The following is a 15245-nucleotide window of genomic DNA, read 5'->3' as shown; positions in this document are numbered from 1 at the left end:
GAATCCTGCGCGCCCAAGCCGCGGCGCGGCCGGCGGCCATTCTGCCTTAATCAGGCCGCTTGCAGAAGCGGCGCGAGGCCGCCTTCGCGGTCGAGCTTCGACAGATCGTCGTAGCCGCCGACGTGCGTGTCGCCGATATAGATCTGCGGCACCGTGCGGCGCCCCGTGCGCGTCATCATTTCCTCGCGGCGAGCCGGATCGCGATCGATCAGCACCTTTTCGATCTGCTCGACACCGCGCAGCTTCAGCAGGCGCTCGGCCTGCATGCAATACGGACACACCTGCGTGCTGTACATCAAAACCTTGTTCACTTCGCCACTCCTTGTTTGACGACCGGCATCCCGGCCTGCTGCCAGGCGGCCACGCCGCCTTCGAGCACGTGCACCTCGGCATAACCCGCCGCCTCGACCTCGCGCGCCGCCTTCTGCGACTGCTGGCCGTTCTGGCAGACGAGCAGCACCGGGGTGCTCTTGTTCTTCGCGACCTGCGCAATTTTCGCGCCGATCTCGCCCGCCGCGACCTGACGCGCCGACGGCAGGTGGCCGGCGGCGAAATCGGAGGCCGCACGCACGTCGATCACGACCGCGTTGCGACGGTTGATGAGTTGCGTCGCCTCCGCGGCAGACAGGCCGCCGCGGCCACGGCGCAGGGCCGGCCACGCAAGCAGGCCGCCGGAAACCACCAGGATCGCGATAAGGGCCAGGTTGGTGTAATTGGTAAAGAACGTCACGGAATTCCGCCGGAAGAAGAGAAATCGGATGAGGACAATCCCGCCATTATAAAATAACCGCCTTGCGCGATGGCGGGCCCGGTCCGGGTGCCGCGCGACGCGCCCCGCTTCCCTATCACTACCGACCGCAAGATCCATGTACAAACTCGTTCTCATCCGCCACGGCGAATCGACGTGGAACAAGGAAAACCGCTTCACCGGCTGGGTCGACGTCGACCTGACCGAACAGGGTCGCAATGAGGCCTACCAGGCCGGCGAATTGCTCAAGGAGGCCGGCTACACGTTCGACATCGCGTACACGTCGGTGCTCAAGCGCGCGATCCGTACGCTGTGGCACGTGCAGGACAAGATGGACCTGATGTACCTGCCGGTCGTCCATTCGTGGCGCCTGAACGAGCGCCACTACGGCGCGCTGTCGGGCCTGAACAAGGCGGAAACGGCCGCGAAGTTCGGCGACGAGCAGGTGCTCGTGTGGCGCCGCAGCTACGACACGCCGCCGCCCGCGCTGGAGCCGACCGACGAGCGCGCGCCGTTCAACGACCCGCGCTATGCGAAGGTGCCGCGCGAGCAGCTGCCGCTCACCGAGTGCCTGAAGGACACGGTCGCGCGCGTGCTGCCGCTGTGGAACGAGTCGATCGCGCCGGCGGTGCGCGCCGGCAAGCAGGTGCTGATCGCCGCGCACGGCAACTCGCTGCGCGCGCTGATCAAGTACCTCGACGGCATCTCGGACAGCGACATCGTCGGCCTGAACATCCCGAACGGCGTGCCGCTCGTCTATGAACTCGACGAGAACCTGAAGCCGATCAAGCACTATTACCTCGGCGACGCGGATGCGATCGCGCAGGCGCAGGCCGCCGTCGCGAAGCAGGGCAAGGCGGGCTGACGCCCGGCGCGGCGGGCAGGCCGCGTTCCGGCGCGGCGTGCCGGGCCCCGGCCTCAGCCCGGCACTCACGCCGCGCGAACCTTCGCGGCCCTGCTACGGTCGAATCCGCTTTCGAACCCCGCAGCACACCCGGCGGTGCCCCGCCGGGCCCTTTGCGGCCTTTTCGACGCTTTTCGCGCCGTTCCACTGAGTTATCGGACGAACAGTTATACTTGTCCGCTACATCCCCGCTACCGCCACGCGCTTCCCGACCGCACCAGACTCTCTATGCGAATGAATTTGAAGAACATCGGCCTGATTGCCGCGGGCCTCGCCACGGGCGTGTTCGCCACGCTGCAGGTTTCCGCATCGGCCGAGCAGACCGCCACGGCGCCGCTTCCCCTCGACCAGCTCCGCCTGTTCGCGGAAGTTTTCGGGCAGATCAAGCGCGAGTACGTCGAACCGGTCGACGACAAGAAGCTGCTGACGGCCGCGATCAAGGGCATGGTGTCGAGCCTCGACCCGCACTCGTCGTTCCTCGACAAGACCGACTATGACGAGCTGCAGGAGCAGACGAAGGGCCGCTTCGCGGGCCTCGGCATCGAGATCTCGCAGGAAGACGGCCTCGTCAAGGTGATCTCGCCGATCGAGGACACCCCCGCGTTCCGCGCCGGCATCCGTCCGGGCGACCTGATCACGCGCATCAACGACAAGCCGGTGCGCGGCATGACGCTCGACAAGGCCGTGAAGCAGATGCGCGGCGAGCCGGGCACCAAGGTCACGCTGACGATCTTCCGCAAGAGCGACGACCGCACGTTCCCGATCACCGTCACGCGCGCGATCATCAAGGTCCAGAGCGTGAAGATGAAGATGCTCGATCCGGGCTACGCGTATATCCGCATCACGAGCTTCCAGGAGCGCACGACGCCGGATCTCGCGCAGAAGCTGCAGGACATCGCGCGCCAGCAGCCGAACCTGAAGGGCCTCGTCCTCGACCTGCGCAACAACGGCGGCGGCCTGCTGCAGAGCGCGGTCGGCGTGGCCGGCGCGTTCCTGCCGCCCGACTCGGTCGTCGTGTCGACCAACGGCCAGATCCCCGATTCGAAGCAGGTCTACCGCGATACGTACGACAACTATCGCCTGCCGTCCTTCGACGGCGATCCGCTGAAGAACCTGCCGCCGGTCTTCAAGACCGTGCCGATGATCGTGCTGACGAACGCATATTCGGCGTCCGCGTCGGAAATCGTCGCCGGTGCGCTGCAGGATTCGAAGCGCGCGCAGATCATGGGCAAGACGACGTTCGGCAAGGGCTCGGTGCAGACGGTCCGCCCGATGACGGCCGACACCGCGCTGCGCCTGACCACCGCGTACTACTACACGCCGAGCGGCCGTTCGATCCAGAACAAGGGCATCACGCCGGACGTGCCGGTCGATCAGTACGCGGACGGCGATCCGGACGACGTGCTCGTGACGCGCGAGGTCGACTACACGAACCACCTCGCGAACACGCAGGATCCGAACGAGAAGAAGGAACAGGAAGAGCGCGAGCAGCGCCGGCTGGATCAGCTGCGCATTCTCGAAGAGCAGAACGACAAGAAGACGCCGGAGCAGCGCCAGAAGGATCGCGATCGCAAGCCGATCGAGTTCGGCAGCGCCGACGACTTCATGATGCAGCAGGCGCTCAACAAGCTCGAAGGCAAGCCGGTCCAGGCATCGAAGTCGCTGCTCGCCGAGAGCACGACGAAGGGCCCGGCCGCCAAGGCTGCCACGGCCGCGAAGGCATCGGGCGCGAGCGCCGCGAAGCCGGCGTCCGCACCGAAGCCAGCGTCGGCGCCGCAGTAAGCGCCGGCCGGCCATCCAACGGGCCATCGCGGGAAGACCGCGATGGCCCGTTTTTCATGCGCGCCTAAAATAACGAACGTCCGCCCGCCTCGCTCACGCCTCCCCATGAACGACGATCAACTCCTTCGCTACTCCCGCCACATCCTCGTCGACGAAATCGGCATCGAGGCGCAGCAGCGCTTCCTCGACGCGCATGCGATCGTCGTCGGCGCGGGCGGCCTCGGCTCGCCGGCCGCGATGTACCTCGCGGCCTCGGGAGTCGGCACGCTCACGCTCGTCGACGCCGATACGGTCGACCTCACGAACCTGCAGCGGCAGATCCTGCACGTGACGGCATCGGTCGGCCGCAGCAAGGTCGAATCGGGGCGCGACGCGCTCGCGCAACTGAACCCGGAGGTGACGGTGAACGCGGTCGCCACGCGCGTCGACGATGCGTGGCTCGACGCGCACGTGCCGCACGCGAGCGTCGTGCTCGACTGCACCGACAACTTCGCGACGCGGCACGCGATCAACCGCGCGTGCGTCGCGCACGGCGTGCCGCTCGTGTCGGGCGCCGCACTGCGCTTCGACGGCCAGATCAGCACGTTCGACTTCCGCGACGCGGCCGCGCCCTGCTATGCGTGCGTGTTCCCGGAAGACCAGCCGTTCGAGGAAGTCGCGTGCGCGACGATGGGCGTGTTCGCGCCGACCGTCGGGATCATCGGCGCGATGCAGGCCGCCGAGGCGCTGCGCGTGATCGGCGGCATCGGCAAGACGCTCAACGGGCGGCTGATGATGCTCGATTCGCTGCGGATGGAATGGACGACGATGAAAATCGCGCGCCAAGCCGACTGCCCCGTGTGCGGGGGTCGGCACTGACGCGCGACGGGCATGCGCCGGGCCGCGCATGCGTGTGACGCTTCGCCATGGTTAGTGGCGGCAAGAACGCCTAAGCAGCCGCATCCGCCCGCGGCTCGGCGACCGACAGCCGCTGCAGCGCCGCCTGCACCTCTTCCGGCTCGAACGCGGCCAGCACGTCGGCCGTCGGCTTCTCGAGCGCCTTCAGGTGTGCGCGCAGGATCTCCTGCTTCACGACCAGCAACTGGCTCGGGTGCATCGAGAACTCGGTGAGCCCCATCCCGAGCAACAGGCGCGTGAGCGCCGGATCGCCCGCCATCTCCCCGCATACCGACACCGACACGCCCGCGCGCTTCGCTTCCCGCAACGTATAGGAGATCAGGTGCAGCACGGCCGGATGCAGCGGGTCGTACAGGTGCGCGACCGCGTTGTCGGCGCGATCGATCGCGAGCGTGTACTGGATCAGGTCGTTCGTGCCGATCGACAGGAAATCGAAGCGCTTCAGGAACAGCGGCAGCGCGATCGCCGCGGCCGGGATCTCGATCATCGCGCCGAGGCGCACGTTCGGATCGTACGCGAGCCCCGCGTCGTCGAGCTGGCGCTTCGCCTCGCGGATCAGGTCGAGCGTCTGGTCGATCTCCTGCGCGTGCGCGAGCATCGGGATCAGGATCTTCACCTGGCCGAACGCGGACGCGCGCAGGATCGCGCGCAACTGCGTGAGGAACATCTGCGGCTCGGACAGGCTCCAGCGGATCGCGCGCAGGCCGAGCGCCGGGTTCGGCGCCGTTTCGTAGCCTTCGTCGAGCGCCTCGAGCGGCTTGTCCGCGCCGACGTCGATCGTGCGGATCGTCACCGGCATGCCCTTCATCCACTCGACGGCGCGCTTGTACGCGGCGAACTGCTCCTCCTCTTCCGGCATTTCCTTCTGATGCATGAACAGGAACTCGGAGCGGAACAGGCCGACGCCGACCGCGCCGGCCTCGACGGCCGTCTTCGCGTCGTCGGGCAGCTCGATGTTCGCGTACAGGTCGATCTTCGTGCCGCACAACGTTTGCGTCGGCGAGAACTTCAGGCGCTGCAGCTTGCGTTGCTCGAGCAGCTTCTCGGACTGGCGGTACGAATATTCCTCGAGGACGATCGGCGCCGGATCGACGATCACGATGCCCTGGTCGCCGTCGACGATGATCAGGTCGTTCTGGCGGATCAGCGAACTCGCATGCTGCACGCCGACCGCGGCCGGAATCCCGAGGCTGCGCGCGACGATCGCCGTGTGCGACGTGCGGCCGCCGAGATCGGTGACGAACGCCTGGAACGACTGCGTCTTGAACTGCATCATGTCGGCCGGCGCGATGTCGTGCGCGACGACGATCATCTCGTTCGTGCCGTTCCTGGCCGCGCGGTCGAGCGCCTGCGACGCGGACGGCGCACCGGCGAGCGCCTTCAGCACGCGCTCGACCACCTGCTCGATGTCGGCCTTGCGCTCGCGCAGGTATTCGTCCTCGATGTCGTCGAAATGGCGCGTGAGCAGTTCGAGTTGCTCGGTCAGCGCCCATTCGACGTTGTAGCGGCGCGTGCGGATCAGGTCGATGGTTTCCTGCACGAGCATCTCGTCGCTCAGGATCATCATGTGGACGTCGATGAATGCGCCGACTTCGCTCGGCGTATCGTCGGTCAGGTCGGCGCGCAGCGCTTCGAGCTCGCGACGCACGACGTCGAGCGCCGTGCGGAATCGCTCCACTTCGGCGTCGGTCTGGTTGGGCTCGATCAGGTAATGGGCGACGTCGAGCGCCGCCGGCGCGATCAGATACGCTCGCCCGATCGCGATACCCCGTGAGACGGGAATGCCATGCAGCGTGAAGGACACGCGCACCTCCTCTGTACAAGTAAAGCCGCGGCACACTGCTGCGATGCGCTTATGACCCCGGTTAGCGATTATAAATTCCGCGACTCCCTGCTGACTGCATGCACCGCAGCATTGCGCATTTCGCATCAATGCTTCCGACGAAAAAAATGCCGCGACATCCGCGGCATTCCGACTGGAAACGGCAACGATCCGACGGCCTGTTTCCATATGGAAACAGGCCCTGGCTCACTGGCCTTCGCCGAACTTGTCGGCGATCAGCTTCAGCAGCGCGTCCATCGCTTCCCGCTCGTCGGACCCTTCGGTCTCGATCGTCACGGTGCTGCCGATGCCGGCCGCCAGCATCATCACGCCCATGATGCTCTTCGCATTGATCTTGCGCCCGTTGCGTGTCATCCACACTTCCGACTGGAAGTTGCCGGCCAGTTGCGTAAGCTTGGCCGATGCGCGCGCATGGAGCCCCAATTTATTGACGATGGTGGTTTCTTGTTGAAGCATGATTCTCGGTCGGGTCGGTCGGGACCGCCGGCGGCGCGCGCCGGCGGGTCGGTCTAAAACGGAAAACGGGGGCTCAGTGCGATTCGGTGCGCGGCTGCGGTTCGGGCGGAATCGGCGCGCACTGGCCGCAGCCGGTTTCCGTCGGCGGCGGCGGCGTGCCGGACGACACCTCGTGGACGCCCTTCGCGCCGCCGGACAGCGCCTTGTCGACCAGCTTGTCGAGCGGCACGGTGCGGTAGCAGACGGCCCGCACGAGCATCGGCAGGTTCACGCCCGCCAGCACGCGCACGTTGTCGAGCTTCGCGAGCTGGCCCGCGATGTTCGCGGGCGTCGCGCCGTACATGTCGGTCAGCACGACCACGCCGTTCTCTTCCCGCAGCCGCGCGAGTTCCGCGTGCGCAAACGCCATCACCTGGCTCGGATCGCTGTCCGCCGTCACGTCGATGCAGCCGATGCGGGCGGGCACGCCGCCGTAGATGTGCGCGATGCAGTCCCGCAGCGCGGTGGCGAGCGGCGCGTGTGCGATGATCAGAATCCCGGCCATGTCAGATCGCTCCCGGCCGCCCCTGGCGGGCCGATACCCCGCGGCGGGGCAGTGAGCGTAGCGAGTGTAGGGAACGTTTCATGTTCTGCCTTGCAACGGTGTCGGCCCGACCGCCGGGCCTTCGGTGCGCCGATTTCGGCACCGGGCGAGCGGGCATTGTAGCAGGCCGGTCAAGCTGCTCCGGCGACGGGGGACCTGCGCGGCCGCCGCCGGGGTTGCGCGGGAGGCGGCCTACGCGGCCGCACGCTCCAGCGCGTCGATGAACATCGCGGCGACGTCGAAGCCCGTCTGCTCCATGATCTCGCGGAAGCACGTCGGGCTCGTGACGTTCACCTCGGTCAGCCAGTCGCCGATCGCATCGAGCCCGACCAGCAGCAGCCCGCGCGCCGCGAGCACGGGCCCGAGCGTGGCGGCGATCTCGCGATCGCGGTCCGTCAGCGGCTGCGCGACGCCGAGCCCGCCCGCGGCGAGATTGCCGCGCACCTCGCTGCCCTGCGGAATCCGCGCGAGCGAATACGGCACCGGCTCGCCGCCGATCAGCAGGATGCGCTTGTCGCCGGCCTTGATCTCGGGGATGAACTTCTGCGCCATCACCGAGCGCGTGCCGTCGTGGCTCAGCATCTCGACGATCGAGCCGAGGTTCATGCCGTCCGGCTTCACGCGGAACACGCCCATCCCGCCCATCCCGTCGAGCGGCTTCAGGATCACGTCGCCGTGCTCGGCGTGGAACGCGCGCAGCCGCTTCGCGTCGCGCGTGACGAGCGTCGGCGCGACGAACTGCGGAAACTCGCCGATCGCGAGCTTCTCCGAATGATCGCGGATCGACTGCGCCTTGTTGAACACACGCGCACCCGCGCGCTCGGCCAGCTCGAGCAGCCACGTCGACGTCACGTATTCCATGTCGAACGGCGGATCCTTGCGCATCAGCACCGCGCCGAACGATTCGAGACGGCGCGCGTCGACCGGGCCCGCGTCGAACCAGGTGTCGCGATGCAGGTCGTCCAGTTCGCCGACGAACGTGATGCGCCGCACGTCGGCCTCGACGGCCGAGCCCGTCCACGCGAGGTGGCGCGGTTCGCACGCGTACACCGCATGCCCGCGCCGAGCGGCCTCCGCCATCATCGCGTAGGTCGAATCCTTGTAGATCTTGAAATGCTCGAGCGGGTCGGCGATAAAAAGAATGTCCATGCGGGTCCTGTACGTAGCGAAGGTCCGAAGGTCCGTTACACCTGGATGGCTTCGGGGTCGGTCTTTTCCAGTTCGATCGACGATGCGATCAGCGACAGCCGCGCGACGACGCCGTACATGTAGAAACGGTTCGGCGGCGCGGCCCCCGGCTTAGCTCCTGCATCCGGCAGCGCGGTGTGCTCGAAGCCGAGCGGCACGTAGTGCATGCCGGGCGCGTTCAGGTTCTGGTCGCGCTCGCGGCCGCCGTGCGTGCGGTAGAAACCGCCGACCACGTAGCGGTCGATCATGTACACGACCGGCTCGGCCACTTCGTCGCCGACGCGCTCGAACGTGTAGACGCCTTCCTGCACGATCACGTCGCGCACCGCGAGGCCGGCCTTCGATTCGGCCATCTGCGCGCGCTCGGCCTTCGTCATCCGGCCGATCTCGGCCGCGTCGTGCACGGTCATCACGCCGCGGCCCGCGGTGCCCGCGTCGGCCTTCACGACGACGTACGGCTTCTCGCTGATCCCGTATTCGCGATACTTGCGCGCGATCTTCTTCAGCACGCCGTCGATTGCGTCGGCGAGCGCCTGCTCGCCTTCATGCGCCTGCCAGTCGACGCCTTCCACGTGCGCGAAATACGGATTCACCATCCACGGATCGACGCCGACCATCTTCGCGAACTTCTTCGCGACGTCGTCGTAGCACGCGAAGTGCGTCGACTTGCGGCGCACGGCCCAGCCCGCGTGCAGCGGCGGCAGCAGGTACTGTTCGTGCAGGTTTTCCAGCACGGCCGGGATACCGGCCGACAGGTCGTTGTTCAGCAGGATCGAGCACGGGTCGAAATTCTTCAGGCCGAGGCGGCGCTGCGAACGCTCGAGCGGTTCGAGCACGATCTTCTGGCCGTCGGCCAGCGTGATCGGCGTCATGTCGGTGATGCTGGGGTCGAGCGAGCCGAAACGCACGTTCAGGCCGGCCTGGCGCATGATCGTCGCGAGGCGCGCGACGTTTTCCAGGTAGAACGCGTTGCGGGTCGGCAGCTCGGGAATCACGAGCAGGTTCTTCGCGTCCGGGCAGATCTTCTCGATCGCGGCCATCGCGGCCTGCACGGCGAGCGGCAGCACTTCGGACGGCAGGTTGTTGAACGCGCCGGGAAACAGGTTCGCGTCGACGGGCGCCAGCTTGAAGCCGGCATTGCGCAGGTCCACCGAACAATAGAACGGCGGGGTGTGTTCCTGCCATTCGAGCCTGAACCAGCGTTCGATCGCAGGCGTCGCGTCGAGGATCTTCTGCTCGAGTTCGAGCAGCGGACCGTTCAACGCGGTAACGAGGTGGGGAACCATGAATCACTCGCGAGCGGGAGAATGAAGATTGTAGAGCAATTGCCCTGCCCATTTGGGGATTGTTCCCGGCTTCGCAAGGGTTTCGAGGATATTTTCGGCTATTGACCCGATAGCGCGCAGGGTTATGCGCTACGGCAGTGGGTGACAGGAGAAAAAAAGCCCGCCGGGTAGGCGGGCCGAAGTCGCTGCGCTCATTCGGAGCGGGCGCCGTCGTCGCGGCGGCCCGCCGTTGATTCGTATGACTTACTCCACGTGCTCGCCGTGCAGGATCACGTCGAGCCCTTCGCGCTCTTCCTCTTCGGTCACGCGCAGGCCGATCGTCAGGTCGATCAGCTTCAGCAGCACGAAGCTCAGCACGCCGCTGTAGACCAGCGTGATCAGCACGCCCTTCGCCTGCAGCAGCAGGCTGCCGTCCATGCCGCCGATGTCCTTGACCGCGAACACCCCGGTCAACAGTGCGCCGAGAATCCCGCCCACGCCGTGCACGCCGAACGCGTCGAGCGAATCGTCGTAGCCGAGCTTCGACTTGAGCCACGTCGCCGACCAGAAGCAGATCACGCCTGCCGCGATACCGATCACGAGTGCGCCCGCCACGCCGACGAAACCGGCCGCCGGCGTGATCGCCACCAGACCCGCGACCGCGCCCGACACGATGCCGAGCACCGACGGCTTGCCCTTCGCGATCCATTCGGCAAACATCCAGCCGAGCGCCGCGCAGGCCGTCGCGACCTGCGTCGTCAGCATCGCGAAGCCGGCACGGCCGTCGGCCGCGACCGCGGAACCCGCGTTGAAGCCGAACCAGCCGACCCACAGCATCGAGGCGCCGATCATCGTCAGCACCAGGTTGTGCGGCGCCATCGACTCACGGCCGTAGCCGACGCGCTTGCCGAGCACGAGGCACGACACGAGGCCCGCGATACCGGCGTTGATGTGCACCACCGTGCCGCCCGCGAAGTCGAGCACGCCGTCGGCCGACAGCCAGCCGGTCGGCTCCCACACCATGTGCGCGATCGGCACATAGACGATCAGCGACCAGAGCGCCATGAACACGAGCATCGCCGAGAACTTCATCCGGTCGGCGAACGCGCCGCAGATCAGCGCCGGCGTGATGATCGCGAACGTCATCTGGTAGACGAAGTAGACCGATTCCGGAATCGTCGACGCGAGATGGCTGACCGTCAGCGTCGTCGCCTTGTCGCCCTTCACGTAGGCCATGCCGTGCAGGAACACGCGCGACAGGCCGCCGATGAAGCCGTTGCCCGGCGTGAACGCGAGGCTGTAGCCGACCACCGTCCACAGCACCGTGATCAGCGCGGTGATCGCGAAGCTCTGCATCACGGTCGCGAGCACGTTCTTCTTGCGGACCATGCCCGCGTAGAACAGCGCGAGGCCGGGGACCGTCATGAACAGCACGAGCGCGGTGGAGGTCAGCATCCACGCGGTGTCGCCCGCGCTGATCTTCGACGAATCGACCGAGAACGGCGCGGTGGGCGCCGCCGGGGCGGCCGGCGCGGAGGCGGCGGCCGATGCGTCGGCCGCGCCCGAAGCGGGTGCGGCAGCGGCGGTGGCGGATGCGTCGGCGGCCGGCGCCGAAGCGGCGGCAGCCGATGCGTCGGAAGCGGTGGCGGCGGGCGTGGAAGCAGCCGCGGTGGAACCAGCCGCGGCGGACGCCGCGTCGTCCGCGAGCGCGGAGCCGACGCCGGCCGCGATCAGCGAGCCGGCCATCAGCAGGGACATCAGAAGTTTGCGCATCTTGGGTTTCCTCTTGTCGCTTGTATTGTCTGTTCTGTTACAGCGCGTCCGCGCCTGTCTCCCCGGTGCGAATCCGGATCACTTGTTCGATCGCCGTGACGAAGATCTTGCCGTCGCCGATCTTGCCCGTGCGCGCGGCCCGCTCGATCGCTTCCACCGCCTGGTCGACGAGATCGTCGGACACGGCCGCCTCGATCTTCATCTTCGGCAGGAAATCGACCACGTATTCGGCGCCGCGGTACAGCTCGGTGTGCCCCTTCTGGCGCCCGAACCCTTTCACCTCCGTCACCGTGATGCCGGAGACGCCAAGCGCCGACAGCGCCTCGCGCGTCTCATCGAGCTTGAACGGCTTGATGATTGCGGTAATGAGTTTCATGAAGTCCTCTCGCTGGGTTGTCCCGTCGACTGAGTTGGAATGTTGTAACGGACTCTTCTCAGCAACTCGCATGCCATGTTGGTCCGAACACCGTCTCGAATGGCTCCGGAACGGGGTCGCATCCCGCGATGTAAGGCGCGGAAGCCCGGCCGAATGGCCAACATGGCCCGGTTTGCTGGCGCGGCGAAAGGATCGTTGCTAGAGTGCACGCACGTCCCGGATCGCCGGGCCATTCACCCATGCGGGCGCCGTGCCCGGAATTCGCGCCCCGCGCGCACCATTTCCGGTCATGCGTGCATCATGGGCACGTACGCAACTGAAGATGCACATTTTTTGTGCAAGGAAGGGGAATCACATGAAGCAACCCAGCGACGTTTTCAACGATCTGCAGTCGCGCGTCAGCGATTTGCTGAAAAACTCGCCGGCCAAGGACGTCGAGCGCAACGTGAAGGCCATGCTGTCGCAAGGCTTCTCGAAGCTCGATCTCGTCACGCGCGAGGAATTCGATACCCAGGCCCAGGTGCTCGCCCGCACCCGCGTGCGCCTCGAGGAACTCGAAAAGCGCGTCGCGGAACTCGAGCAGAAGCTCGCCGCCCCGCAGGCCTGACGCCCCACCCGGCCGCAAGGTCCGGGCGCGGGCCGCCTCGTGCGGCCCGCGTCCGCCACCCTGAAGCCGCGCGTCCGCTCTTCGTCGTCCGTCGTTCTTCGTAGTCCATCGCTCTTCGCAGTCCATCGCTCTTCGCAGTCCATCGCTCTTCGCAGTTCGTCGTTCGCAACACCTCGTTCTTTCCCCGCGCCACGCCGGCAAGCGCGCACCCGATTCCTCCGATTCCCGCGGCATGCGGCCCCGAACGGCCGTCGTCCGCCTGTTTACAGGAGCCTCGCCATGTCGCTCGCCGTGGTGCGCAGTCGCGCGCCCGCCTCCGGCCGCGCGCCGGACGTCACCGTCGAAGTCCATCTCGCCAACGGGTTGCCGTCGTTCTCGATCGTCGGGCTGCCCGATCTCGAAGTCCGCGAAAGCCGCGAGCGCGTGCGCGCCGCGCTGCAGAACTGCGGATTCGAATTCCCGGTGCGCCGCATCACCGTCAATCTCGCGCCGGCCGACCTGCCGAAGGAATCGGGCCGCTTCGACCTGCCGATCGCGCTCGGCATCCTCGCCGCGAACGGCCAGATCCCGGCCGACGCGCTGGCCGGCCGCGAATTCGCGGGCGAGCTGTCGCTGACCGGCGCACTGCGGCCGATGCGCGGCGCGTTCGCGATGGCGTGCGGCGCCGCGCGGGACCGGCGTGCGGAGGAATCCGGTGCGGGCTTCGCCGGCGGCCCTGGCCTGGATTCCGGCGCCCCGCGCGATTCCACCGCGACATCGCGTCCGCCCGAGCTGTACCTGCCGCTCGACAGTGCCGCCGAGGCCGCGCTCGTGCCGGGCGTGACCGTGTTCGGTGCACGCGACCTCCCCGCGCTGTGCGCGCACCTTGCCGATGCGCCGGACGGGCGGCTCACGCCGGTCGCGGCACCCTGTCTCGACGGCCTGCCGGCACCCGCCGCGCCCGACCTCGCGGACGTCGTCGGCCAGCGCGGCGCGCGGCGCGCGCTGGAAGTCGCGGCCGCGGGCGGCCATCACATGCTGATGGTCGGCCCGCCCGGGGCCGGCAAGTCGATGCTGGCGGCACGGCTGGCCGGCCTGCTGCCGCCGCTGACCGACGACGAGGCGCTGACCTCGGCCGCGCTGCTGTCCGCGAGCCGGCTCGGCTTCTCGCCCGCGCAGTGGCGGCGCCGGCCGTTCCGCGCGCCGCACCACTCGTCGAGCGCCGCCGCGCTGGTCGGCGGCCGCAATCCGCCGCAGCCGGGCGAAATCACGCTCGCGCACCTCGGCGTGCTGTTTCTCGACGAACTGCCGGAATTCGACCGGCACGTGCTGGAAATGCTGCGCGAGCCGCTCGAAGCCGGCCGCATCACGATCTCGCGCGCGGCCGAGCAGGCCGACTTCCCCGCCGCGTGCCAGCTGATCGCCGCGATGAACCCGTGCCCGTGCGGCTGGCACGGCGATCCGTCCGGGCGCTGCCGCTGCTCGCCGGACGTGGCCGCCCGTTATCTGCGCAAGCTGTCGGGGCCACTGCTCGACCGCATCGACATCCAGATCGACCTGCCCGCGCTGTCGCCGGCCGAACTCGCGACCCGCGCGACGGCACCCGGCGAGCCGAGCGCGGCGGTGGCCGCCCGGGTCGCGCAGGCGCGTGCGCTGCAGCTCGATCGGCAGGGCAAGACGAATCACATGCTGAGCGGCCGCGAAACCGACGACCTGTGCCGGCCGACCGACGAAGGCGAACGGCTGCTGCGCGAGGCCGGCGAGCGCTTCGGCTGGTCGGCGCGGGCGTATTTCCGCGTGCTGAAAGTCGCGCGGACGATCGCCGACCTGGCCGGCGACCCGCTGCCGACCGCCGCGCAGATCGCCGAGGCGATCCGCTATCGGCGCGCGCTGACGGCGCTGTGAGCGGCTTGGGAGGACAAAATCAGGCTGTCAAGACTTGACTTATGCACAATTTCACGAATCCGGCCCCGGATTGCGGCTCGCCGCGGCCTTTGCCGGACGGAATTCATATCCCATTGTTTTGATTGATTTTTCTCAAAAGGCGAACGGGCGACCAAACGGACCGGAAGGCCGTCCCGCGCGGCTTTGCGGGAAATACCGGCTACTTTTCAACAAAGTTATCCACATGCGCTGTGGATAGCTGAAAAACCCTCGCAAAATCCGGCGATTAGCGTCGAAAGCTGCGAATGAACTTTCAGTTGTCACAGTGTGTCTGAGCGCCCTCGCCGGCCATCGTCAATCGAGTTTGAACGAGCCGAAAAACTGGTCGAACTGCTCCTGCGCGAGCGGCCCGTCGGCGATCACGACGGCCTGGTACGCGTGCCGGCCGCGCGCGGCCAGCCGCGCGACGATCGTCTTGCGTGCGCGATCGCCGCCGGCAGCGGCACCCGCGATGCGCAGCTCGAGCCCGTTCACCGCGCCGCCGGCCGCGAGCGGCACGGGCACCGACGCGGTCTGCGGCGCGCCTTCGAGGTTGCGCGACAGCCCCGCGCGCAGGAATTCGAGTGCCGCTCGGCGCGTGTCGTCCCGGTCGTCGGGCAGCGTCAGCGTGCCGACCGCGAATACCGCGCCGTCGACGTGCGCGGCCTGCATCCGCATCGGCATCGACGTGCCGCCGAGCGCCACCGGCTGTTCCTCGACGGTCGGCTTCGCCGGCAGGTCGATCGTATAACCGGCGTCGTTGTGCAGCGTGCGCCAGTCGTACGATGGCGAGCACGCGGCCAGCGCGGTGCTCAGGCAGGCCAGCGCGGCGAAGTGTCGCAGCGGGCGAAAAAGGGGGCGCAACGAATCGATGACTTCCTTCGGCATGGCGTGGATCGCGGCAGGCAAAGCGGCCATTAT

The 15245-nt window shown here is 67.5% G+C and carries 15 protein-coding genes; 5 read left to right on the top strand and 10 right to left on the bottom strand.

Translation table 11 applies throughout. The annotated features are described in order from the left end of the window. Positions 1 to 50: 50 nt before the first annotated feature. Together grxC and HWX03_RS15740 are read right to left on the bottom strand one after the other, a co-directional pair. The gene (gene grxC, locus HWX03_RS15745; RefSeq protein ID WP_034179116.1) at positions 51 to 311 is read right to left on the bottom strand and encodes a glutaredoxin 3; all 261 of its coding nucleotides are present in this window, start codon (positions 309 to 311) and stop codon (positions 51 to 53) included. Further along, positions 308 to 730 (bottom strand): rhodanese-like domain-containing protein, encoded by a 423-nt coding sequence (locus HWX03_RS15740; RefSeq protein ID WP_027785516.1) that lies wholly within the window; start codon positions 728 to 730, stop codon positions 308 to 310. Before HWX03_RS15740 ends, grxC begins: the two co-directional genes overlap by 4 nt. A gap of 136 nt (positions 731 to 866) precedes the next feature. Between HWX03_RS15740 and gpmA the strand changes: the two genes are divergently transcribed. The 3 genes from gpmA (at position 867) to moeB (ending at position 4292) form a co-directional block, all read left to right on the top strand. Further along, positions 867 to 1613, top strand: coding sequence for a 2,3-diphosphoglycerate-dependent phosphoglycerate mutase (gpmA, locus tag HWX03_RS15735; RefSeq protein WP_050014779.1), 747 nt, complete (start codon positions 867 to 869; stop codon positions 1611 to 1613). A gap of 267 nt (positions 1614 to 1880) precedes the next feature. Further along, a complete protein-coding gene (locus tag HWX03_RS15730; RefSeq protein WP_175822569.1) occupies positions 1881 to 3434 on the top strand; it encodes a S41 family peptidase in 1554 nt (517 codons plus the stop codon). A gap of 105 nt (positions 3435 to 3539) precedes the next feature. Further along, positions 3540 to 4292, top strand: coding sequence for a molybdopterin-synthase adenylyltransferase MoeB (moeB, locus tag HWX03_RS15725; protein ID WP_175871812.1), 753 nt, complete (start codon positions 3540 to 3542; stop codon positions 4290 to 4292). Between the two features lie 70 nt (positions 4293 to 4362). Here moeB and ptsP read toward each other — a convergent pair whose 3' ends face one another. The 7 genes from ptsP to HWX03_RS15690 form a co-directional block, all read right to left on the bottom strand. Further along, complete coding sequence (gene ptsP, locus HWX03_RS15720) at positions 4363 to 6135, bottom strand: phosphoenolpyruvate--protein phosphotransferase (RefSeq protein WP_175822570.1); 1773 nt, start codon at positions 6133 to 6135, stop codon at positions 4363 to 4365. 225 nt (positions 6136 to 6360) lie between these two features. Continuing rightward, positions 6361 to 6630: an HPr family phosphocarrier protein gene (locus HWX03_RS15715; RefSeq protein ID WP_031401331.1), complete on the bottom strand. Its 270-nt coding sequence runs from the start codon at positions 6628 to 6630 to the stop codon at positions 6361 to 6363. A gap of 73 nt (positions 6631 to 6703) precedes the next feature. Next, positions 6704 to 7174: a PTS fructose transporter subunit IIA gene (locus HWX03_RS15710; protein WP_174390399.1), complete on the bottom strand. Its 471-nt coding sequence runs from the start codon at positions 7172 to 7174 to the stop codon at positions 6704 to 6706. Positions 7175 to 7405: 231 nt separating this feature from the next. Then, positions 7406 to 8362: a glutathione synthase gene (gene gshB / locus HWX03_RS15705; RefSeq protein ID WP_174390398.1), complete on the bottom strand. Its 957-nt coding sequence runs from the start codon at positions 8360 to 8362 to the stop codon at positions 7406 to 7408. A 35-nt stretch (positions 8363 to 8397) separates the two neighbouring features. Further along, complete coding sequence (gshA, locus tag HWX03_RS15700; RefSeq protein ID WP_034208466.1) at positions 8398 to 9687, bottom strand: glutamate--cysteine ligase; 1290 nt, start codon at positions 9685 to 9687, stop codon at positions 8398 to 8400. Positions 9688 to 9930: 243 nt separating this feature from the next. Further along, positions 9931 to 11439: an ammonium transporter gene (locus tag HWX03_RS15695; RefSeq protein WP_175871811.1), complete on the bottom strand. Its 1509-nt coding sequence runs from the start codon at positions 11437 to 11439 to the stop codon at positions 9931 to 9933. Between the two features lie 37 nt (positions 11440 to 11476). Further along, positions 11477 to 11815 carry a P-II family nitrogen regulator gene (locus tag HWX03_RS15690; protein WP_027789049.1) on the bottom strand — a complete coding sequence of 113 codons (339 nt, stop codon included), beginning with the start codon at positions 11813 to 11815 and terminating at the stop codon, positions 11477 to 11479. Between the two features lie 355 nt (positions 11816 to 12170). On the opposite strand from HWX03_RS15690, the gene HWX03_RS15685 reads away from it, so the two are divergent. Together HWX03_RS15685 and HWX03_RS15680 are read left to right on the top strand one after the other, a co-directional pair. Continuing rightward, complete coding sequence (locus HWX03_RS15685) at positions 12171 to 12422, top strand: accessory factor UbiK family protein (RefSeq protein WP_006489451.1); 252 nt, start codon at positions 12171 to 12173, stop codon at positions 12420 to 12422. A 279-nt stretch (positions 12423 to 12701) separates the two neighbouring features. After that, positions 12702 to 14306 carry a YifB family Mg chelatase-like AAA ATPase gene (locus HWX03_RS15680; protein ID WP_175871810.1) on the top strand — a complete coding sequence of 535 codons (1605 nt, stop codon included), beginning with the start codon at positions 12702 to 12704 and terminating at the stop codon, positions 14304 to 14306. 333 nt (positions 14307 to 14639) lie between these two features. On the opposite strand, the gene HWX03_RS15675 is transcribed toward HWX03_RS15680, so the two are convergent. Continuing rightward, positions 14640 to 15212 carry a hypothetical protein gene (locus HWX03_RS15675; RefSeq protein WP_175871809.1) on the bottom strand — a complete coding sequence of 191 codons (573 nt, stop codon included), beginning with the start codon at positions 15210 to 15212 and terminating at the stop codon, positions 14640 to 14642. Positions 15213 to 15245 lie beyond the last annotated feature (33 nt).

The organism is Burkholderia sp. BCC0397, from assembly GCF_902832865.1.
Classification (GTDB): Bacteria; Pseudomonadota; Gammaproteobacteria; order Burkholderiales; family Burkholderiaceae; genus Burkholderia.
The sequence above is the reverse complement of the archived record's forward strand: the minus strand, read 5'-3'. Positions and strand labels throughout refer to the sequence as shown.